Annotated in this window: 16 protein-coding genes; 10 read left to right on the top strand and 6 right to left on the bottom strand. The window is 73.3% G+C overall.

Features of this window, described 5'->3' with window-relative positions:
- Positions 1-97 precede the first annotated feature (97 nt).
- The 4 genes from ACFWVC_RS23405 (at position 98) to ACFWVC_RS23390 (ending at position 3,559) form a co-directional block, all read left to right on the top strand.
- Positions 98-1,123 carry a FecCD family ABC transporter permease gene (locus ACFWVC_RS23405; protein WP_384289282.1) on the top strand — a complete coding sequence of 342 codons (1,026 nt, stop codon included), beginning with the start codon at positions 98-100 and terminating at the stop codon, positions 1,121-1,123.
- Between the two features lie 2 nt (positions 1,124-1,125).
- Positions 1,126-2,187: a FecCD family ABC transporter permease gene (locus tag ACFWVC_RS23400; RefSeq protein WP_384289277.1), complete on the top strand. Its 1,062-nt coding sequence runs from the start codon at positions 1,126-1,128 to the stop codon at positions 2,185-2,187.
- Positions 2,188-2,191: 4 nt separating this feature from the next.
- Complete coding sequence (locus tag ACFWVC_RS23395; RefSeq protein WP_384289273.1) at positions 2,192-3,049, top strand: ABC transporter ATP-binding protein; 858 nt, start codon at positions 2,192-2,194, stop codon at positions 3,047-3,049.
- Positions 3,050-3,160: 111 nt separating this feature from the next.
- Positions 3,161-3,559: a tautomerase family protein gene (locus ACFWVC_RS23390; protein ID WP_384289268.1), complete on the top strand. Its 399-nt coding sequence runs from the start codon at positions 3,161-3,163 to the stop codon at positions 3,557-3,559.
- Positions 3,560-3,620: 61 nt separating this feature from the next.
- Here ACFWVC_RS23390 and argB read toward each other — a convergent pair whose 3' ends face one another.
- Both argB and ACFWVC_RS23380 read right to left on the bottom strand, forming a co-directional pair.
- The gene (gene argB / locus ACFWVC_RS23385; RefSeq protein WP_384289263.1) at positions 3,621-4,490 is read right to left on the bottom strand and encodes an acetylglutamate kinase; all 870 of its coding nucleotides are present in this window, start codon (positions 4,488-4,490) and stop codon (positions 3,621-3,623) included.
- Positions 4,487-5,434 (bottom strand): methionyl-tRNA formyltransferase, encoded by a 948-nt coding sequence (locus tag ACFWVC_RS23380; protein WP_384289260.1) that lies wholly within the window; start codon positions 5,432-5,434, stop codon positions 4,487-4,489. Before ACFWVC_RS23380 ends, argB begins: the two co-directional genes overlap by 4 nt.
- 84 nt (positions 5,435-5,518) lie before the next feature.
- On the opposite strand from ACFWVC_RS23380, the gene ACFWVC_RS23375 reads away from it, so the two are divergent.
- The gene (locus ACFWVC_RS23375) at positions 5,519-6,862 is read left to right on the top strand and encodes a lysine N(6)-hydroxylase/L-ornithine N(5)-oxygenase family protein (protein ID WP_384289255.1); all 1,344 of its coding nucleotides are present in this window, start codon (positions 5,519-5,521) and stop codon (positions 6,860-6,862) included.
- 67 nt (positions 6,863-6,929) lie between these two features.
- On the opposite strand, the gene ACFWVC_RS23370 is transcribed toward ACFWVC_RS23375, so the two are convergent.
- Positions 6,930-9,065 carry a SpoIIE family protein phosphatase gene (locus tag ACFWVC_RS23370; RefSeq protein WP_384289252.1) on the bottom strand — a complete coding sequence of 712 codons (2,136 nt, stop codon included), beginning with the start codon at positions 9,063-9,065 and terminating at the stop codon, positions 6,930-6,932.
- 289 nt (positions 9,066-9,354) lie between these two features.
- Between ACFWVC_RS23370 and ACFWVC_RS23365 the strand changes: the two genes are divergently transcribed.
- Positions 9,355-9,693: a hypothetical protein gene (locus tag ACFWVC_RS23365; protein WP_384289249.1), complete on the top strand. Its 339-nt coding sequence runs from the start codon at positions 9,355-9,357 to the stop codon at positions 9,691-9,693.
- Between the two features lie 131 nt (positions 9,694-9,824).
- Positions 9,825-10,244, top strand: a complete 420-nt coding sequence (locus tag ACFWVC_RS23360; protein WP_384289245.1) for a PPOX class F420-dependent oxidoreductase — start codon at positions 9,825-9,827, stop codon at positions 10,242-10,244.
- A gap of 76 nt (positions 10,245-10,320) precedes the next feature.
- Here the strand turns inward: ACFWVC_RS23360 and ACFWVC_RS23355 are convergent, their stop codons facing one another.
- Positions 10,321-12,279 (bottom strand): glycoside hydrolase family 15 protein, encoded by a 1,959-nt coding sequence (locus ACFWVC_RS23355; protein WP_384289241.1) that lies wholly within the window; start codon positions 12,277-12,279, stop codon positions 10,321-10,323.
- A gap of 168 nt (positions 12,280-12,447) precedes the next feature.
- On the opposite strand from ACFWVC_RS23355, the gene ACFWVC_RS23350 reads away from it, so the two are divergent.
- The gene (locus ACFWVC_RS23350) at positions 12,448-12,909 is read left to right on the top strand and encodes an SRPBCC domain-containing protein (RefSeq protein ID WP_384289236.1); all 462 of its coding nucleotides are present in this window, start codon (positions 12,448-12,450) and stop codon (positions 12,907-12,909) included.
- Between the two features lie 65 nt (positions 12,910-12,974).
- Here the strand turns inward: ACFWVC_RS23350 and ACFWVC_RS23345 are convergent, their stop codons facing one another.
- Both ACFWVC_RS23345 and ACFWVC_RS23340 read right to left on the bottom strand, forming a co-directional pair.
- Entirely contained in the window at positions 12,975-13,703 is a 729-nt protein-coding gene (locus ACFWVC_RS23345; RefSeq protein ID WP_384289233.1) for a DUF4232 domain-containing protein, read from the bottom strand.
- 135 nt (positions 13,704-13,838) lie between these two features.
- Complete coding sequence (locus tag ACFWVC_RS23340; RefSeq protein ID WP_384289225.1) at positions 13,839-15,236, bottom strand: serine/threonine-protein kinase; 1,398 nt, start codon at positions 15,234-15,236, stop codon at positions 13,839-13,841.
- A 45-nt stretch (positions 15,237-15,281) separates the two neighbouring features.
- Between ACFWVC_RS23340 and ACFWVC_RS23335 the strand changes: the two genes are divergently transcribed.
- Both ACFWVC_RS23335 and ACFWVC_RS23330 read left to right on the top strand, forming a co-directional pair.
- Positions 15,282-15,833 (top strand): RNA polymerase sigma factor, encoded by a 552-nt coding sequence (locus ACFWVC_RS23335; RefSeq protein WP_384289219.1) that lies wholly within the window; start codon positions 15,282-15,284, stop codon positions 15,831-15,833.
- 196 nt (positions 15,834-16,029) lie between these two features.
- On the top strand, positions 16,030-19,788 hold the full coding sequence (locus ACFWVC_RS23330) for a kelch repeat-containing protein (RefSeq protein WP_384289214.1): 3,759 nt from the start codon (positions 16,030-16,032) through the stop codon (positions 19,786-19,788).
- Positions 19,789-19,905: the final 117 nt, after the last annotated feature.

Genomic DNA, 19,905 nt, shown 5'->3' with positions numbered 1-19,905 from the left:
AACTTGATAGCCCCATCGGCGTGGCGGAACCGCACAGCTCGCAGGGGTACAGTTAAGGCCTGCCTAACCTAAGGATGGTGGCTGTGGAGCCTGGCCGGTGACCGCGCGCAGGGGACTGCGTCCAGTCCTGCTCGTCGTCCTGCTCGTCGCCGTGCTGACCGGGCTCTGCCTGCTGTCGATCGGTCTCGGGGCCGTGGACGTCCCGCCGGACCAGGTGGTCCGGTCGTTGTTCGGCCACCCCCCGAGCCGGCTCGTGGACAACATCGTCTGGACGGTCCGCGTCCCGCGCACCGTCCTCGGCCTGACCGCGGGCGCCGCGCTCGGGCTGTCCGGCGCGCTCATGCAGGCCCTCACCCGCAACCCGCTCGCCGACCCCGGCGTCCTCGGCGTCAGCGCCGGCGCGTCCTTCGGGATCGTCGTCGCCGTCGCCGTCTTCGGGGCGGGATCGCTGTACGGCTACATCTGGTTCGCCTTCGCCGGTGCCCTCGCCACCAGCGTCCTGGTCTTCCTGCTCGGCAGGACGGGACGGTCCGGCGCGACCCCGGTGAAGCTGGCGCTGGCCGGAGTGGCCGTCACCTTCCTGCTGTTCTCGCTCACCAACGCGATCGTCCTCACCGACCCCGACGCCCTGGACCGCTACCGCTTCTGGTCCGCCGGCAGCCTCGCCGACCAGGACGGGTCCGTCGTCCGCGCCATCGCGCCGTTCCTCGTGCTCGGGGCGCTGCTCGCGCTCGCCGCCGCACCGGCCCTCAACAGCCTGGCACTCGGCGAGGACGTGGCCGCCTCCCTCGGCCGCCGGCTCGGCCTGGTACGGCTTCAGGGCGTCACCGCCGTCATGCTGCTGACTGGCGCCGCGGTCGCGGTGATCGGCCCGGTGGTGTTCCTCGGCCTGGTGGTGCCGCATGTCGCCCGGGTGCTCGCCCAGTACGCGGGCATCGGGCCCGACCACCGCTGGCTGCTGCCGCTTTCGGCGGCGCTCGCACCGGTCCTGCTGCTCACCGCCGACATCATCGGCCGGATCGCGGCACGGCCCACCGAGATCCAGGCCGGGGTGCTCGTCGCCTTCATCGGCGGCCCGTTCTTCATCGCCCTGGTCCGCCGGCGCAAACTCGCGGAGGTCTGAGCATGACCGCCCTCGCCCCCCTCCGCGGCCGCCGGCCCTACCGGCTCACGGCTCCGCCGGTCTCCGGCGTGCTGCGGCCCCGGCTGGTCGTCCTGTGTGCCGCCCTGGCCGTCGGGGTCTTCCTGCTGTTCTGCTGGGGCGTGTCCCTCGGCGACTACCCGATCGGGCTCACCGACGTGGTCAAGGCCCTCACCGGCGCCGGTGACCCCGGAACGGTCCTGGTCGTACGGGAGTTGCGGCTGCCGCGTGCGCTCACCGGGCTGCTCGTCGGCATCGCCTTCGGCATCTCCGGCGCGCTGTACCAGACCATGACCCGCAACCCGCTGGCCAGCCCCGACATGATCGGTCTCACCGAGGGTGCCGGGACCGCCGTGGTGGCGGGCATCGTGCTCGGCTGGGACGGGGGCCTCGGCACCCAGGGCCTCGGCCTGCTCGGCGCGCTGGTCACCGCGCTCCTGGTGTACGCACTGGCCTGGAAGGGCGGTGCCACCGGGTACCGCATCATCCTCGTCGGCATCGGCATCTCCTGGATCTGCACCAGCGCCACCGACTACCTCGTCGCCCGCGGCGAGCGGTTCGAGGCCCAGGCCGCCCTCGGCTGGCTGGTCGGCAACCTCAACGGCCGCACCTGGGAGCAGGTGGACCTCCTCGCCGTCGCGATGGCCGTGCTCGTGCCGCTCGCCCTCGGCATGGGCCGCTGGATGCGCACCCTCCAACTCGGCGACGACGTGGCGGCGGGGCTCGGCACCCCCGTGCAGCCGGTACGGCTCGCCCTGCTGCTCGTCGGCGTCGGGCTGATCGCCTTCGGTACGGCCGCGGCCGGCCCGGTCGCGTTCGTCGCGCTGGCCGCCCCGCAGATCGCCCAGCGGATGGCCGGCACGGCGTGGCCGCCCCTGGTCGCCTCCGGACTGACCGGGGCGCTGGTCGTGCTGGGCTCCGACCTCATCGCGCGTGAAGCGATCCCCGGCACGGAACTCCCGGTCGGCATCGTCACCGGCGTCATCGGCGCGCCGGTCCTGCTCTGGCTGCTCATCCGCGCCAACCGCGTCGGCTCAGGAGGCTGAACACATGGTGACCACCGACCCCGCACCGGTTCCGGCCCCGGCCTCGGCCCCGGAGCCCGAGCTGCGGGCACGCGGGCTGCACCTGGCCTACGACCAGCGGCTCGTCGTCGAGGACCTCGACATCGTCATACCCTCCGGCCGCATCACCGCGATCGTCGGCGCCAACGCCTGCGGCAAGTCCACCTTGCTGCGCGCCCTGGCCCGCCTGCTCGCCCCCCGCCAGGGCACCGTCGAGCTCGACGGCCGCGCCCTGCGCTCGCTGCCCACCCGCGAACTGGCCCAGCGCCTCGGCATCCTGCCGCAGACCCCGGTCGCGCCCGAGGGGCTGACCGTCTTCGACCTGGTCAGCCGCGGCCGTTCACCGCACCAGAACTGGTGGCGGCAGTGGTCGAAGGCGGACGAACTCGCCGTCCACGAGGCCCTGGCGGCGACCGGCATGACCGAACTGGCCGACCGCGCGGTCGACGAGCTGTCCGGCGGCCAGCGCCAGCGCGCCTGGATCGCCATGGCGGTCGCCCAGGGCACTCCCGTGCTGCTCCTGGACGAACCGACCACCTATCTCGACCTCGCCCACCAGGTCGACGTCCTCGACCTCATCACGGACCTCAACCGCCGTGAGGGCCGCACCGTCGTCATGGTCCTGCACGACCTCAACCAGGCCTGCCGGTACGCCGACCATGTCATCGCCATGAAGTCCGGGCGGATCGCCGCCGAGGGACCGCCGGCCGAGGTCGTCACCGCCGCCATCGTCGAGGACGTCTTCGACCTGCGCTGCCAGATCACGACCGACCCGGTGAGCGGGACCCCGCTGGTGATCCCCATGGGCCGCCACCACGACGCGGTCCCGGTCGCCGTCGACTGACCCGGCGGGCGGGCCGGAGGCGATCCGGGAGCCGGGCACCGTCGACCTGCGCCGAGTGCGGCGGCGGCCTACGGTGTTGGTACGGGAATCGCACGGGGATCGGAGCCGTCCATGCCCGTCTACCACGTGGTCACCACACAGAACACGGTCTCGGCAGAGCAGAAGGCCGAGTTGGCGGCGGAGATCACGCGTCTCCACGCGTCGATCACCGGGGCGCCCACCTCCTTCGTGCACGTGACGTTCGCCGAACTGCCGGAAGACAGCGTCTTCACGGATTCGGCTCCCTCACATCCCCTTCTGATCGAGGCGACCACACGGGCAGGCCACGCGGACCCGGAGAAGACACAACTGGCCACGGGCATCTCGGCCGCGGGCAGCAGGGTGACCGGCGTCCCGGAGTCGCGCATCCTCGTGATCATCAAGGACAGCCCTGCCCGGTTCGCCGCCGAGGGAGGCCGCATCCTGCCCGAGCCGGGGGACGAGGGCGACTGGATCGCAGGGGCCGGGTGACCGGCGGCCGGCGCGGTCGACCGCGGACCGGCCACCCTTGCGAACCCGTGAGGTCACCGCACTAGCCCGGCAGGACGGTCGTCCCTACGGCGCCGTGGCCGCCGGACAGCGCCCGCAGCAGTGCGTGCGGGGCGCGGCCGTCCAGGACCCGGGCGGAGCGGACGCCTGCCCGAACCGCGCGCAGGCAGCTCTCCATCTTCGGCACCATGCCGCCGCCGAGCGACGGCAGCATCGACTCCAACTCGGCGGCGGTGAGCCGCTCCAGGACCCGCTCCCGGCGCGGCCAGTCCGCGTACAGCCCCGGCACGTCGGTGAGGACGACCAGCGCCTCCGCGTCGAGCGCGGCGGCCAGCGCCCCGGCCGCCGCGTCGGCGTTGACGTTGTAGACCTGCCCGTCCGTGCCCCGGCCGAGCGAGGACACCACGGGGATGTGGCCGTGCTCCACCAGCACGTCCACGGCCGCCGTGTTGACCTCCGTCACCTCCCCGACGAGGCCGATGTCCACGACCTCGCCGTCGACTTCGGCGTACCGCCGCACCGCGGTCAGCGTGTGCGCGTCCTCCCCGGTGAGCCCGACCGCGTACGGGCCGTGCTCGTTGAGGAGCCCGACGAGATCGCGCTGCACCTTGCCGGCCAGGACCATGCGCGCGACGTCGAGGACCTCGGGGGTGGTGACCCGCAGCCCGCCCACGAAGCGTGCCTTTATGCCCACCAGGTCCAGTTGCGCGCTGATCTGCGGCCCGCCGCCGTGCACCACCACGACCCGCACCCCGGCCCGCCGCAGCCGGACGACGTCCTGCGCGACGGAGCGGAGCGGGGAGTCGTCGCCCATGGCGTTGCCGCCGACCTTCACGACGACGGTGCGTCCCCGGAGGTCCCGGAGGCCGCGGAGCCCCGGGTACGGCCCGGGGCCTGCGAGGGCCGTCGTCATGGACGGGACGTCAGGTAGCCGCCCATGGTGCGGAACCAGTCGGTGGCGGCGTACTCGGTTCCGTCGTCCGTGCGGATGGTGCGGACCAGCAGCCCGGGGCGGTGCCCGCCGCGCGCGTCCGCGCCCGCGACGACCACGACGCCGTCGCCCTCGCGGATGAAGATCCGGCCGGGCGTCCCGCCGTAGCGGGCCTTCGAGACGGCGGCGGACACGATCCTGATGCGCTCGCCGCGGTGGTAGGCGAAGGCGTTCGGGTACGGGTCCGACTGGGCCCGTACGAGTCGTTCCAGGTCTTCCGCGGGCCAGTTCCAGTCGATCCTGCTGTCCTCGACCGACCGCTTGTGGAAGAAGCTCGCACGGGAGCGGTCCTGCGGCTGCCAGCGGGCGCGGCCGGACGCCATCAGGTCCAGGGACTCGCGCACGAGCGGCGAGATCATGTCCACGGTGCGGTGGAAGAGGTCGGTCGCGGTGTCCTGCGGGCCCACCGGTTCCGAGCGCTGCAACAGGATGTCGCCGGCGTCCAGTTCGGCGTCCATCCGGTGCGCGGTGACGCCGACGCGCTCCTCGCCGTTGATCAGCGCCCAGATGATCGGGGAGAAGCCCGCGTAGGCGGGGAGCAGCGAGTCGTGCACATTGAGCGTTCCGTGCGGCGGGAGGTCGAAGATCTCCGGCGGCAGCCAGGTCCGCCAGTTGTTGGCCACGATGATGTCCGGCGCCGCGGCCCGGATCGCCTCCAGCAGTTCGGCGTCGTCCGGACGGTTGCGGAGCAGCACGGGCACGCCGTGCTTCTCGGCCAGCTCGGCCACCGAGTCGTCCCAGATCTTCTCGTACGCGTGCTCGCTCCTGGGGTGGGTCACGACGAGGACGACCTCGTGATCCGACTCCAGCAGGGCCTGCAGCGTCCGGTGTCCCCAGGTCTGATAGCCGAACATGACGACCCGCATGGTGTCTCCCCTTCGACGGCGCAATATTGCAAGGTAAGCCTTACCTTATCTATTATGTGGCGCGCTGAGGGAGGCGATGCAACGGTGACAGCACCGCGCAGTGAGCCGGACATCATCCACGACGTCCTGGGAATCGGTTTCGGGCCGTCAAATCTGGCTCTGGCCATAGCCATAGAGGAGTACAACGACCAACGCCCCGCTTCCCAGCGGATCAACGCCGCTTTCCTGGAACGGCAGCCACGCTTCGGATGGCACCGGGGCATGCTGATCGACGACGCGACGATGCAGGTGTCCTTCCTCAAGGACCTGGTCACCATGCGCAACCCGACCAGTGACTTCAGCTTCCTGTGCTACCTGCGCGAAAAGGGCCGGCTGGTCGACTTCCTGAACCAGAAGACGCTCTTCCCGCTCCGCGTCGAGTTCCACGAGTACTTCGAGTGGGCCGCCGCCCGCGTCGCCCACCTGGTGGACTACTCCTCCGAGGTGCTGTCGATCACGCCGGTCCGCGGCGCCGACGGCGAGATCGACCATCTGGACGTCGTGTGCCAGGACCCCCGGGACCCCGGGCACACGGTCACCCACCGGGCCCGCAACATCAGCGTGGCCGTGGGCCTCGAACCGCACCTGCCGCCGGGCACCGAGCTGTCCGAGCGGGTCTGGCACAACAGCCAGTTGCTGCCGCGGGTCGCCGAGCTCGCCGCGAGCGGGGAGCCGGTCCGCCGCGCCGTCGTCCTCGGCGCCGGCCAGAGCGCCGCCGAGGCGGTCGACTACCTGCACCGCACCTTCCCCGACGCGGAGGTGTGCGCGGTCTTCGCCAAGTACGGCTACACGCCCGCCGACGACAGCCCCTTCGCCAACCGGATCTTCGACCCCGAGGCGGTCGACGTCTACTACGACGCCCCCTCCGAGGTGAAGCAGTCGCTCTTCGACTACCACCGCGGCACCAACTACTCGGTGGTCGACATGGACCTCATCGAGGCCCTGTACGCGACCTCCTACCGCGAGAAGGTCCAGGGCCGCGAACGGCTCCGCTTCCTGAACGTCTCCCGCATCCGCGAGGTGGACGTCCTCGACGAACGCCTCGACATCAGCGTGGAGTTCCTGCCGACGGGGGAGCGCTCGACCCTTCCGGCCGACATCCTCGTGCACGCCACCGGCTACCGCTCCAAGGACATCTCCACCCTCCTCGGCGAGTCCGCGAAGCTCTGCCTGCGCGACGACGGCGACGCCGTCCGGGTCGGCCGCGACCACCGCGTCGAGGTCGCGCCCGAGGTCACCGCCGGGATCTATCTGCAGGGCGGCACCGAGCACACCCACGGGCTGGCCTCGACACTGCTGTCCACCACGGCCGTCCGGGCCGGGGAGATCCTGGACTCGCTCGTCGCCCGCAGTGCCGGCGCCGTCCCGGTCGCACCGCGCGGCGCCTGACCGCACACCCTCGACAGGCCCCCGGCGCCGCGACTCAGGGGACGCCGGTGGCCGGGGGACACCGCCGTCAGCCGTCCCGGTGCGGGTGGATGAGCAGCAGCGCGATGTCGTCGCTGCGGGCGGGGGACTGCTCCGCCCGCCGGACGAGGGTGTCCGCGAGGGCCTCGACGCCCTCGCCGGCGGCGTCCCCCGCGCCCGCGAGACGGTCCCCGAGCGCGGCGATGGACTGCCCGAGGTCCACGCCGGGCGACTCCACGAGGCCGTCGGTGTACAGGGCGAGCACCGCCCCGGGCGGCAACGGGATCTCGGTGGACGGGTAGTCGGCCGCCGGGTCGATGCCGAGCAGCAGCCCCGGCGGCAGATCGAGCACCTCGGTCCGGCCGCAGGGATGGCGCAGCAGCGGGGGAGGGTGGCCCGCCGTCGCCAGCCGGGCCCGCTGCCGCGCCAGGTCCAGGTGCACGTACAGGCAGCTGGTGAACAGACCGGAGTCCAGATCGGTCAGGACCCGGTTGGTGCGGGCCAGGACCTCGCCGGGAGGCGCGCCCGCCGTGGCGTGGACGGCGGTGCGGACCTGTCCCATCAGCACGGCGGCGTTCACATTGTGGCCCTGGACGTCGCCGATCGCGGCGGCGGCGCAGTCGCCCTCCAGGCGGATGAGGTCGTAGAAGTCACCGCCGATCCCCATGCCGCGGCCGGCCGGCAGATAGCGCGCGGCGACGTCCAGACCCGCGATACGGGGCAGCACCTGGGGCAGCAGCCCGGCCTGCAGGGCATGGGCGAGCCGGTCCTTGGCGTCGTACAGGCGGGCGCGGTCCAGCGCCTGGGCGACCAGCCCGGCCACGGAGGTCAGGAGCGTCCGCTCCTGCTCGGCGAAGAGACGGGGCCGGTCGTAGGCGAGCACCAGCGAACCGACGGGCCGGCCGGAGGTGATGAGCGGCAGAAAGGCCCATGCGCCCATGCCGTCCCGGACATCCGACGGCGGATTGGCCCGCTCCAGCTCCGCCCAGTCGCCGAAGAAGGACGGGACGCCGGTGGCCAGGACCCGTGCGGCGGGTGCGGACGAGGCCAGCGGCGCGCCGTCGAAGCGCTCCATCAACGCGGCGGAATAGCCTCGGTAGCCCATGATCCGCAGTCGGCCCTCCTCCGCGGTCATCAGCGCGAGGGACTGGGCCCCCAGGGCGGGCAGCAACTGGTCGGCGGCCTGCTCCACCACGTCCTGCACCCCGACCGCCTCGGTCAGCGTGGCGGCCAGGTGCATCAACTGGTAGAGGCCGCCCGCCCGTCCGGACCCGGCCGGGGGTGCGGGCCGCAGCACGCCGGACGGGTCCGTGACGTCCTCGGCGGGCACGATCCGGACGCTGACGCCCCAGCCGTCCGCGTAGAGGTGGAAGGCGAGCCGCCGGTCCGGCGGGCGCAGCGCCGTGAAGGACGTGGCCTGCCGGCTGATGAGCGCGCCGCGGTAGTGGTCCTCGACGGCCGGGCCGTCGAGCCACGGCAGCGCCTGCCACAGACGGGCGCCCAGCAGCTCGGGGACGCCGGTGCCGAGGAGTTCGGCGGCGGTGGTGGTGACGAACGCGATGCGCCCGTCCACGTCCAGCGTGCAGCAGCCGCCGGGCAGCCGTTCCGCGAAGTCGGCCGCGGCCTGGGCCTCCGCGGGCCAGACCGTCCGCGGCCGCGGAGGCGGCAGCAGCCGCGGCTGGTCCCCGGCCCGTACCGGGTGTCCGTCCGCCGCGGCCCGCGCCACCCGCCGGCCCAGGGCGCGGCAGGCGTGGTGGATCGCCTCGGTCTCGTGCGTGTTCAGCCGTGGCCGGTGGGAGCCGGGCCACTGGAGCACCAGCCCGCCCCACACGGTGCTGCCGGAGGCGAACGGGGCGGCCGCGAGCAGGAAGCGGTGCGGCAGCATGAGCGCGAGCCTCGGGTAGTGGCGCGCCAGTTCCTCCGGGCTGCCCAGCCACACCACACGCCGCTCGCGCACGGCGTCGGCCACCGGGGAGCGGTCGGTCAGCGCGACCCTCGCCCAGGGCGCCGCGATCCGCCAGGACAGCCCTGTGAGCGCCGCCAGGCGCAGCACGCACTCGCCCTGGCCGAGCAGGTACACCGCCCCCACGGACGCCCGGGTCTCCCGCACGACCTCGAGCAGATCGGGGACGACCGCGTCGGGGCCGCGGTTCGCGGCCTCCCCGCGGCCAGGCACGGCCTCCACGTCGTCACCCGCTCCCGCCGGAACCGGAAGGGGCACCGGCATCGGGGGAGGGCACCGGCACCGCCCCGGCGCCGGGCACGGCGCACGGACGCGTGGCGCGGCAGCACCGGCGACCCCGCGACGCGGAGTCCGGCCCTGAGGCGAAACCCTCGCACCGGCCATGACACACATTCGGACCCTATGTCCGCCCCGGAGGGACGGCACCCCGACGCCCCTGTCCGCCGCCCCCGACGCGTCGCGGAACGCGCACATCCGACAGCCCGCGCGATCCTGCCGTCATCATGCCCAGATGCGTACACGCCCCGCGGCCGCGGTCCTGGCCGCCGCCGCACTCCTGACCGTCTCCGCATGCGGCGACGACGGCGCCAGGCCCCCGCACCGGCTGGACGGGCCGGCGCAGCAGGCCTGCGACCTCTTCGCGCACGGCTACAAGGAGACCGGCACCGTCGACGCCCGGGCGAAGCTGGCCACGCGGGTGCAGGCGGCCGCGACGAAGTCAGCCGTCGAGCCGGTCCGGGACATGGCCGGCACCCTCGTGCAGGGCGCCCAGAGCGACGCGCAGACGTGGCAGATGGGCGCCGACGCCTTCGCCAGGGCCTGCCTCGACGCCGGCTGGACGGCGGGCTGACCCGACCGGGCCCGCCCCCGCCGCGGAGCGCCGCCCCCCGGCGACGACACAGCGGCTTCATGCGCCGTGCGGCGGCCCGGCATGTGGCACGGTGGGCGGGCAGACCGGCACATCACCGAAGAGGAGCCCCCGTGTCCAAGCCACCGCTTCCCGAGGCCGCGATCGCCCTGCTGAGGAAGCCCAATCAGGCGGTGCTCGCGACGCTGCGGGCCGACGGCCAGCCGGTGTCCACCGCGACCTGGTACCTGTGGGACGACGGCCGGATCCTGATCAACATGGACGAGGGCCGCAAGCGGCTCGACCACCTGCGCAACGACCCCCGCGTCACGCTGACCGTGCTGGACAAGGACGACTGGTACACCCACGTCACGATCATCGGCCACGTCGCCGAGATGCGGGAGGACAAGGACCTCTCCGACATCGACCGGCTGGCGCAGCAGTACCTGGGCATGTCGTACCGGGTCCGGGACCGCGTCCGGATCAGCGCCTGGATCGAGATCGACCGCTGGCACGGCTGGGGCGCGCAGAAGGACAACGACCAGATCGGCTGACGCCGCCTGCCGGGGTCCGCGTCGCGCCCGGACCCCGGGGTCCGGGCGCACCCGTGCACATCCGCACGCGCCGCGCTCACCTGCGGATGACGTGGTCCGACGGATACGGGGTGGTCGGCGTGACAGGCGGACCCCCGCCCGACGCCGCCATCGGCCGGGCGGAGAGAAACGGAACCGGAACCGGCGAGGTGGGAGGGAAGCCCGGCCTCGCGGCGTCGAGGTGGGCGTCCAGGCTCAGCGCGGCGGTGATGAGCGCGAGGTGGGTCAATGCCTGCGGAAAGTTGCCCAGTTGCTCGCCGGTCAGCCCGATCTCCTCGGAGTACAGCCCGAGATGGTTGGCGTAGGTGAGCATCTTCTCGAAGACGAGCCGCGCTTCGCGCAGATGCCCGGCGCGGGCGAGGGCTTCGACGTACCAGAACGTGCAGGCCGAGAAGGTGCCTTCGGAGCCGATCAGTCCGTCCGGGGAGGCGGAGGGGTCGTACCGGTACACGAGGCCGTCGGACACCAGATCCTTCTTGATCGCGTTCAGGGTCGACAGCCACCGCGGATCCTGCGGGGGGATGAACCCCACCGCGGGCATCCGCAAAAGCGCGGAGTCCAGCACGTCGCTGCCCAGGTACTGCGTGAACGCCGCCCGCTCCGGACTCCACCCGCGCCGCAGGATCTGCCAGTAGATGGCGTCGCGTTCCTTCGTCCAGCGCTGCACCTCGGCGGGGCGGCCGCTCCGGACGGCCATGCGGATGGCCCGGTCAAGCGCGATCCAGCTCATGAGCCGCCCGTACGTGAAGTCCTTGTCGCCGCCCCGCGTCTCCCAGATGCCGGCCTCGGGGCGGTCCCAGTTCTCGCACACCCAGTCCACCGTGCCGATGAGCGCCTGCCAGATGCGGCAGGTGGTCGGCAGCCCCTGCTGATCGGCGAAATGAAGGCACTCCAACGCCGATCCGTAGATGTCGAGTTGCAACTGGTCGGCGGCACCGTTGCCGACCCGCACCGGAGCGGAGCCCCGGTGGCCTTCCCAATGGTCCAGGGTCTGCTCCGCCAGGTCCGAGGAGCCGTCGACGCGGTACATGACCTTCAAGGGGTGCTCGCCCGGACCCGTGTACTCCTGGACGCGGTCGCCCAGCCATTCGGTGAACGCCACGGCCTCCTCGGTGAATCCCAGCCCGAGCAGCGCGTGGAGGGACAACGAGGCGTCGCGTACCCACGCGTACCGGTAGTCCCAGTTGCGCTCGCCCCCGATCTGTTCCGGCAGGCTGGTGGTCGGAGCCGCGACCATGGCCCCGGACGGGGCGTACGTCATGAGTTTGAGCGTCAGGGCGGAGCGGTTGACCATCTCCCGCCACCGTCCGGTGTAGCGCGAACGTGCCAGCCACTGGTGCCAGAAGGCGATCGTGTCCTCCAGGAGCCGATCGCACTCCTCCGGCGGAATGATGCGCGGCGGACCGTCGGCGTTCGTCTCCAGCATCAGTCCGCGGGTCATCCCGGCTCGCAGCCTCACGGTCATGCATACGTCGCCGGAGTCACTGCGCCGGTGGCTCGTGCACGCGTCACCGGGTGTGTCCACCACGTGCACGGTCATCTCCGTGTCCCGGCCGGCGAAGTGCCAGCCGCCCGTGGACGCGGTGACCTCGTGCGGTTGCCGTGCGTAGTCGAACCGGGGGGCGATCTCGATGTCGAACGCGATCTCGCCGCGTGTGCACCGCAGCATGCGGACCAGTCGGTGATTGTTCGTCGGATCGCGCGGCGAAGCAGGCGGCATGAAGTCCACGACCGATCCGACCCCTTGCTCGGTCATGAACCGGGTGAGCAGCACGCAGGTGTCCGGATAGTAGAGCTGCCTGGTCGCGTGCGTCGGCGCCTGGGGAGTGATCGTCCAGTGACCACCGTTCTCGCCGTCGAGCAGTGCTCCGAAGATGCTCGGTGAGTCGAATCGCGGGGTGCAGAACCAGTCGATCGTTCCCTCGGTGGAGACCAGCGCGGCCGTCTGCAGGTCACCGATGAGTCCGTGGTCCTCGATCAGCGGATGTTCGTTCATGGGGCCTCTTCCCATTGCGCCCGGCCTCGGCGGTGACGTCGCCGGCACCTGCCCCGCCGCTCGCGGCCACCCACGCGCCCCACCTCCCAGACTGCCCGGCATGCCCCGGCTTCGCATCACCCCCGGAAGCGGACCCCACCGCGCGCCCCGCGCTCTAGGGTGAGGCGCATGTACGCCATGCAGGTTTCGCGTCGTGTGCGGGCGGCCCCCGCGGCCGTGTACCGGGCGCTGCTGGATCCGCAGGCGGTGGCGCGCTGGCGCGCCCCGGCCGGCATGAGCGCCCACGTCCACGCGTTCGACGCCCGGGAGGGCGGCCGCTTCGGGGTCTCGCTCACGTACGACGGACAGCGCGGCAAGGGGAAGTCCGGCGCGCACACGGACACCTACCACGGGCACTTCGCGCGCCTCGTCCCGGACGAACTGGTCGTCGAGGTCATCGAGTTCGAGACCGAGGACGAGGCGCTGCGCGGCACGATGACGATGACGACGTCGCTCACCGCGGTGGACGGCGGGACCGAGGTCGCCGTCCTGCACGAGGGCGTTCCCGACGTCGTGTCCCGCGAGGACAACGAGACGGGAACGCGGATGGCCCTGGACAACCTCGCCCGGCTGGTCGAGGGCGGCGGGTGACCGGGTGACCGGGGTGTGAGAGGAGCCGCAGGGGCCGCCGGGCCGTCGCACGCGGCCCGGCGGGATCAGGCGCCCGTGCCCGCCTGGAGCGGGCCGATCCGCGGCACCGAGGCCTTGCCGGTGTTGGAGACCTTGCCGCCGGTCCACGGCACGCGCAGGGACGCGCGCTCGTCCGGCGGCGTGACCAGTACGGCGGCCGGGACCACCGTGGTCACCCCGCTGATGGCCGGATTGGAGAACGACATCGGCGACCAGGCGCTCGCGCCCGGCGCCAGCGTGACCCGCTGCTTCGGCAGGCCGGTCTCCCGCTCGGGGTCCACCGTCACCTGCTGTCCCGCGCTGTTCACGAACGCAAGGCCCGGGAAGCCGTAGACGGTGCACGTGCGGGAGGACCGGTTGGTGAGCACCACCGGGAAGTTCTCCTGGCCCGCGCCCGGGTCGTTCGGGCCGATGGAGGCGCGCAGGTCCGCGGTGTGGCAGCGGTCGCCGCCGGCCGTCGTCGCGCCCGAGCCGCCGGTGCCGCCGCTCGCCGGGGTGGTCGCGGCGGTCGGGCTGGTCGCGGTGGCGCCCGGGGAGGCGGCGGAGGACGCGGACGTCTGAGCGGAGGCGGTCGTGTCGCCGCCGGCCGGGCTCGCCGAACCGGGGAGCGTCTGCGGGGCGCTCGCGTCGCTGCCGCCGCCGTTCCCGCAGCCGGTGAGGACCGCCATGGCGAGGGCCGCGCCCATGACCATGGGGATGCCGGCCCGGCGGGTGCGCTGCTGTGCCGGGACTCCGTCGTGGTGGTGGTTCGCCACGTCTGTGCCTCTTTCCGTCCTGTCGTGCGGCCGCGACGACCCGCGCGGTCGGCGGGCATCGTGGTGGAGGACAACCCTCCTCATAGTGGGATGCCACCGGCGCGGCGGAAGTTCACGATCTTTCCCGGTGATGGATCAAGAAGTGATGCCGAGCCCGCCGAGGACAGTATCGGTGAGGTCGGCGCCGCCACGCTGCCGGACCTGGACGTACACCTGCGGCTGGGCGGCGCCGGCGCGCCCCAGGCTGATCTCGTCGATCGACCCGCCGGCGGTTCCGCACCCGGTCCAGTGCCGGATCCGGCCGCTCCACCGCGTGCCGTGGTAGCCGTGGGACTCCTGCCCGCGGCAGACGTCGTGCCGGATGGCGGCGACGCGCGCGGCGAGGTCGCCGTGCTCGCTCAGTCCCACGAAGACGCCGTCGACCCCGGCGTCCAGGTCCGGCCAGCGGGAGGCGTCCCCGGCCACGACGAGCCCGGGCTCCTGGGCGCCGGGCAGGCCCAGCGCCTTCGGGTTCCACCCGCCGCCGACCAGTTCGCGGCTCCACGCCGCCGGCACCGTGACCGTGATCCGCCCGGTGGTGTCGCGCACCGCGATCGTCCCCGGGGTCCGGGGCGGGGGCGTACGGGTGGCGAGCAGGCCGGCGCCGGCCGCGGCTGCCGCCAGCACGGCGCACAGCGCGAGCACCGAGGCGCGCCGGTGCGCCCGGAGCCGCCCGAGTGCCCCGCCCGCGGCGGGACGGCCGTGGCGGGCCGCCAGCGCCTCCAGTTCGGCGGCGAAGTGCCCGGCGTCCGGCCAGCGCTTCCTGCGGTCCGCCTGCAGGGCGCGCAGCACCGCCCGCCGCACGTCGGCCGGCAGGTCCGGGCGGAGCCGGTCGGGCCGGGTGATCCGCCCCGCGGGGCCGGGCACCGTCCCGGTGAGCAGGTGGTAGAGGACCGCCCCGAGCCCGTACACGTCGGCCCGTACGTCGACGCCGCCGTCCGGCCTGGCCTGTTCGGGCGCCATGTAGCCGGCCGACCCGCCGACCATCGTCAGGCCCGAGGCCTGGGCGAGCGCCTTGGCCAGACCCAGGTCGGCCACCAGGATCCGCTCCTCGCCGTCACGGGCGGTGCCGATCAGGACGTTGGACGGCTTGATGTCCCGGTGCACCACGCCCGCCTCGTGCAGGGCCGCGACCCCCCGGGCGGCCTCCGCGGTCAGCCGTAGCGCGTCGTGGAGGGGAAGCGGGCCGTCGGTGAGCAGATCCTCCAATGTGCCCCGGTCCGCGTACTCCATCACGAAATAGGGGCGTTCATCCGGTAGTTCGCCCATGTCGAAGACCTGCACCAGACGGCTGGAGGCGGCCTTGCGCAGCAGCCGGGCCTCGGCGAGGAAGCGCTCGCGCAGATCGAGGCGGTACGCCCAGTTCTCCGCCATCACCTTGACCGCGACAGGGGCTTCGAGTGAGTCGTCGTGCGCGAGCCACACGATCGCGAACGCCCCCGCTCCGATGGGCCGCACGAGCCGGTAGCGGCCGATCTGCTCAAGAGGGGGCATAGGCATATCATGCACCGCGCGCCCACCGACCCGAGGAGGACCCCTGTGACGCCCGCCCGGGAGACAGAGGAGCTGGCGGCACGTGCGGCGGCCGGCGACGCCGCGGCCCTGGACCTGCTGCTCGGGCGGATCCGGCCGGAGGTGCTGCGGCGCTGCGGCCGCTTCCTGGCGCACCGGGAGGACGCCGAGGAGGCGGCGCAGGACGTCCTGTTCCAAGTCGCCCGCAAGATCGGCAGCTTCGAGGGCCGCAGCCAGTTCCACACGTGGCTGTACACGGTGGTCGCCAACTGCTGCCGCCAGAAGTACCGCGAACTCAAGCGCCGGCGCGGTGAGCAGCCGCTGTCCGCGGCGGACACCGATACGCCCGACCCGCGCCGCACCAGCATGATCGCGAGCACGCACATCGACCTGCTGGAGGCGCTGGAGCGCCTGGAGAGCGTCAGCCCGGAGCTCGTCGCGCCCCTGGTGTACCGCGACATCTGCCAGATGGAGTACCGGGAGATCGAGGAGCAGCTCGGCATCCCCCTGGGCACGGTGAAGTCCCGCCTGTTCAACGCGCGCCGGCAGGTGCGGGCCTGGCTGGTGGACCCCGGCTGAGCGCCCGGCCCCGGCCGGAGGGGAAATCCGGAGAAGAAATATCGAGCGTTCCGTGAACTTTTCCGGTCGCGCCCGCAACTCACTGATCCAAGGGCGGTGTCTGCCACCGCCGCAGGATGTTCACAGGAGTTGTGCTTTGTCCATATTGAACAGGATCATGCCGCGACGAGGGAGACGGTCGGCGCTCGGTGCGGGGATGGTGAGCACGCTCGTGGTCGCCGCGCTTGCCGCGCTCGGCACCACCGCGCCGGCCCCGGCGGCCGCCGCGGAGAACGCCCTTCCGGCATCGAAGACGTCCGCCCGCACCCTGCCCGGCCATGTCGAGCCGCTCTGCGGACCGGCGAAACCCCGTGAATTCACCTGTTTCGGTCTGCGCCGCACCGACGTCCCGGCCCGGAAGGGGCTCCGGGTGGCCGGACAGGCCCCCGACGGCTTCGGGCCGGCCGATCTGCTCAGCGCCTACTCCCTGCCCGCGAACGGCGGCGCCGGACGCACCATCGCGATCGTCGACGCCTACGACAACCCCGACGCCGAGGCCGACCTCGCCGTCTACCGCGCCCAGTACGGCCTGCCCGCGTGCACCACCGCCAACGGCTGCTTCACCAAGGCCGACCAGCGCGGCGGCACCGCCTACCCCGACCCCGACCCGGGCTGGGCCACCGAGATATCCCTCGACCTCGACATGGTCTCCGCGATCGCCCCGAACGCCCGCATCGTGCTGGTCGAGGCCGACACCGCGACCGGCGACGACCTCGGCGCCGCCGTGGACCAGGCCGTGGCGCTCGGTGCGCAGTACGTCTCCAACTCCTACGGTTCCAACTACGCCTTCTACCCGGAGGACCCGGCCGAGTCCGCCCTCGACGTCCACTACGACCACCCGGGCGTCGCGGTCATCGCCTCGTCCGGCGACTCCCGCTACGGCGTCGCCTACCCCGCGGCCTCCCCGTACGTCACGGCCGTCGGCGGCACCTCGCTCACCAAGGACGCCGGTACGTCCCGCGGCTGGACCGAGTCCGTCTGGGACCACGACGGCGGCGGCACCGGCTCCGGCTGCTCCCTCCACGAGCCCAAGCCCGCCTTCCAGCAGGACACCGGATGCCCCGGGCGCACCGTCGCCGACGTGGCCGCCGTCGCCGACCCGGCCACGGGCGTCGCGGTGTACGACAGCTACGGCTCCGGCGGCTGGGGCGTGGCCGGCGGCACCAGCGCCTCGGCGCCCATCATCGCCGGCGTGTACGCGAACGCCGGCGCCCCGGTCGCCGGCACCCACCCCAACGTCTACCCGTACGCCGCCGGTGGCCTGAACGACGTCACCGAGGGCAGCAACGGCCGCTGCGCGCCCGCCTACCTGTGCACCGCGGGCCCGGGCTACGACGGCCCCACCGGCCTCGGCACCCCCGACGGCCTGAACGCCTTCCGCATGGGGCCGCACGGCACGCTCTCCGGCACCGTCACCGACCGGGCCTCGCACGCACCCGTCACGGCGGCGACGGTGACGGCGGGCCTCTTCACCACGACCACCGACAGCGCGGGCCGCTACACCCTCCCGCTGCCCGCCGGCCGCCATGAACTCGCCGTCACCGCCTACGGCTTCGCGCCGGGCGCGGCCACGCAGGTCGACGTCGCCGACGGTGCCGCCGTGACGCGCGACCTCGCGCTGCGCAAGCTCGCCACCCACCGCGTGTCGGGCACCGTGACCGACGCCTCCGGGCACGGCTGGCCGCTGCACGCGAAGATCACCGTCGACGGCGTTCCCGGGGCCCCGGTGTGGTCCGACGCGGTCACCGGCGCGTACCGCCTCGACCTGCCCGAGAACCACACGTACACCCTGCACGTGGTCGGCGACGACCCCGACTACCTTTCCCTGACCCGGAAGGTGGCCGTGCGGAGCGCGGACCTCAAGGTGGGACTGGGGCTGCCCGCCGACACCTGGGCCACCGGCAACCCCGCGTACCGGCTGCGCGTGGACACCCTGGGCACCGAGCCCTTCGACTCGCCGTCCGGCGCGCCCAAGGGCTGGAGCGTGACCGACCTCGCGGGCACCGGGCACGGCTGGTCGTTCGACGACCCGGGCGGCCGGGGCAACAACACCGGCGGCTCCGGAGGGTTCGCCGTCGCGGACAACGACCACGCCGGCTGGGACGTCGCCATGGACACCGTACTGACCGGCCCGGTCTGGGACTTCGGCCGCGCCGGCGACCCGGAACTGGCGTTCAGCACCGACTACGAGGGTTCCGGCGAGCAGAGCGGCGACGTCGAGGTCACCGCCGACGGCGGCAGGACCTGGACCACGGTGTGGCACCAGGACCAGGGATGGGGCAGCGGACGGGTGGAGATCCCGCTGACCGGCTGGGCCGGCGAGCGGGCGGTGCAGGTGCGCTTCCACTTCACCGGTCCTGGCATGCTGTGGGCCGTCGACGACGTGACGGTCGCCGAGCGCGTCCTGACCCCGGTCCGGGGCGGGATGCTCACCGGCCTCGTCACCGACGCCAACACCCGGCGCGGGCTCATCGGCGCCCAGGTGCGCTCCGGTTCGGGCAACGTCGCGCCCACGCTGGCCACCGCGGGCGACCCCCGGGTCGGCGACGGCCTGTACCGCCTGTTCGTCCCCGGCAACGGCAGTCACAAGGTGACCGCCGGCAAGCCCTCGTACAGCACGGCCTCCCGTACGGTCGCGGTCCCCGCGGACCGTACGTCGCGGGCCTCGTTCGCGCTGAAGGCCGGGCGGCTTTCGACCCGGGTCACGCGGATCGATGCGACCACGACGCCCGGCGGCAAGGCCACCCGGAAGGTCACCGTGCGCAACACGGGCACCGCTCCGCTCACCCTCCGGCTCGGCGAGCGCACCGGCACCGGCCCGGACTCCGCCGCGCCCGGCACCGCCTGGCGTTCCCTGCCGGACCTGCCGGCCCCGGTGATGGACAACGCGGTGGAGAGCCACGGAGGACGGCTGTACTCCGCGCTCGGCACGGGCGACGGCGACACCCCGACCGGCGACCTGTACATCCTCGACCCCGCGGCGGGCACCTGGAGCCGCGGCGCGAGCGCGCCCGAACCCCGTCAGGCCACCGCGCACGGCTTCATCGGCGACCGCCTCTGGACCGTGGGCGGCTGGGGACCGGGCGAGCAGGTCAGCTCGACCACCCAGGTCTACGACGCGGCGCGGAACACGTGGTCGACGGGCCCGAGCATCCCCGAGGGACGCTACGGCGCGGCGGGCGCCGTGCTCGGCGGCCGCCTCTACGTCGTCGGCGGATGCACCAACACCGACTGCTCCGGCACCGTCTCCGTGCTGGACCCGGCCACCGGCAAGTGGTCCCGGGCCGCCGACTACCCGCAGACCATCAGCTGGGAGTCCTGCGGCGCCGTCAACGGCAAGCTGTACTGCGCCGGCGGCAACCACGAGTACGTCGAGACGGGCGCGGCCTACGTCTACGACCCGGCCTCCGACAGCTGGCAGCCCGTCGCCGCCATGCCCACGGGCCTGGCGACCGCCTCCTACGCCGCGGCCAACGGACGGCTCCTGGTCTCCGGCGGATTCAAGCGGGTCGGCGTGAACCGCGTCCTCACCCCCGAGGGCTACGCCTACGACCCGGGCACCGACACCTGGACCCGTCTGCCGGACGCCCCCACCGCGGTCTACCGCGGCGGCGGCGCCCCGGGGATGTACCAGGTCGGCGGCAGCAACCAGAGCCGCTTCCCCGTCCCCGTGGCCACCGCGCGGCAACTGCCGGGCTGGGACCAGACGGAGACGGACGTGGCCTGGCTGTCGGAGAGCCCCGGCCGCCTGACGCTCCGCCCGGGCGGGAGCGCGACGTTCACGGTCACGCTCGACGCCCGCGACATCCGGCGCCCCGGCGACTGGACGGCGTCGCTGATCCTGCGCAATGACACGCCGTACTGGGCCCCGCCGATCCCGGTCGCCCTGCACGTCGTGAAGCCCGCGGGCCACTGACGCGGACCCCTTGCGGCACCGGGCCCCTCGGACAGGTCTCCCCGACCTGTCCGGGGGGGCCCCCCCCCCCCCCCCCAACCCCGGGGGGACCCCCCCGGGCCCGGGTACAACCCCCGG

The sequence above is a fragment of the Streptomyces sp. NPDC058691 genome, assembly GCF_042714775.1.
Lineage (GTDB): Bacteria > Actinomycetota > Actinomycetes > Streptomycetales > Streptomycetaceae > Actinacidiphila.
Note: the sequence above shows the minus strand (reverse complement) of the source record. Positions and strands in the feature narration are given on the sequence as shown.

Bases quoted from the DNA above. Each gene is read 5' to 3' on its own strand.
- ACFWVC_RS23400 (WP_384289277.1), top strand. From the start codon at position 1,126: ATGACCGCCCTCGCCCCCCTCCGCGGCCGCCGGCCCTACCGGCTCACG.
- ACFWVC_RS23395 (WP_384289273.1), top strand. From the start codon at position 2,192: ATGGTGACCACCGACCCCGCACCGGTTCCGGCCCCGGCCTCGGCCCCG.
- ACFWVC_RS23390 (WP_384289268.1), top strand. From the start codon at position 3,161: ATGCCCGTCTACCACGTGGTCACCACACAGAACACGGTCTCGGCAGAG.
- argB (WP_384289263.1), bottom strand. From the start codon at position 4,490: ATGACGACGGCCCTCGCAGGCCCCGGGCCGTACCCGGGGCTCCGCGGC.
- ACFWVC_RS23380 (WP_384289260.1), bottom strand. From the start codon at position 5,434: ATGCGGGTCGTCATGTTCGGCTATCAGACCTGGGGACACCGGACGCTG.
- ACFWVC_RS23365 (WP_384289249.1), top strand. From the start codon at position 9,355: ATGCGTACACGCCCCGCGGCCGCGGTCCTGGCCGCCGCCGCACTCCTG.
- ACFWVC_RS23355 (WP_384289241.1), bottom strand. From the start codon at position 12,279: ATGAACGAACATCCGCTGATCGAGGACCACGGACTCATCGGTGACCTG.
- ACFWVC_RS23350 (WP_384289236.1), top strand. From the start codon at position 12,448: ATGTACGCCATGCAGGTTTCGCGTCGTGTGCGGGCGGCCCCCGCGGCC.
- ACFWVC_RS23340 (WP_384289225.1), bottom strand. From the start codon at position 15,236: ATGCCCCCTCTTGAGCAGATCGGCCGCTACCGGCTCGTGCGGCCCATC.
- ACFWVC_RS23330 (WP_384289214.1), top strand. From the start codon at position 16,030: ATGGTGAGCACGCTCGTGGTCGCCGCGCTTGCCGCGCTCGGCACCACC.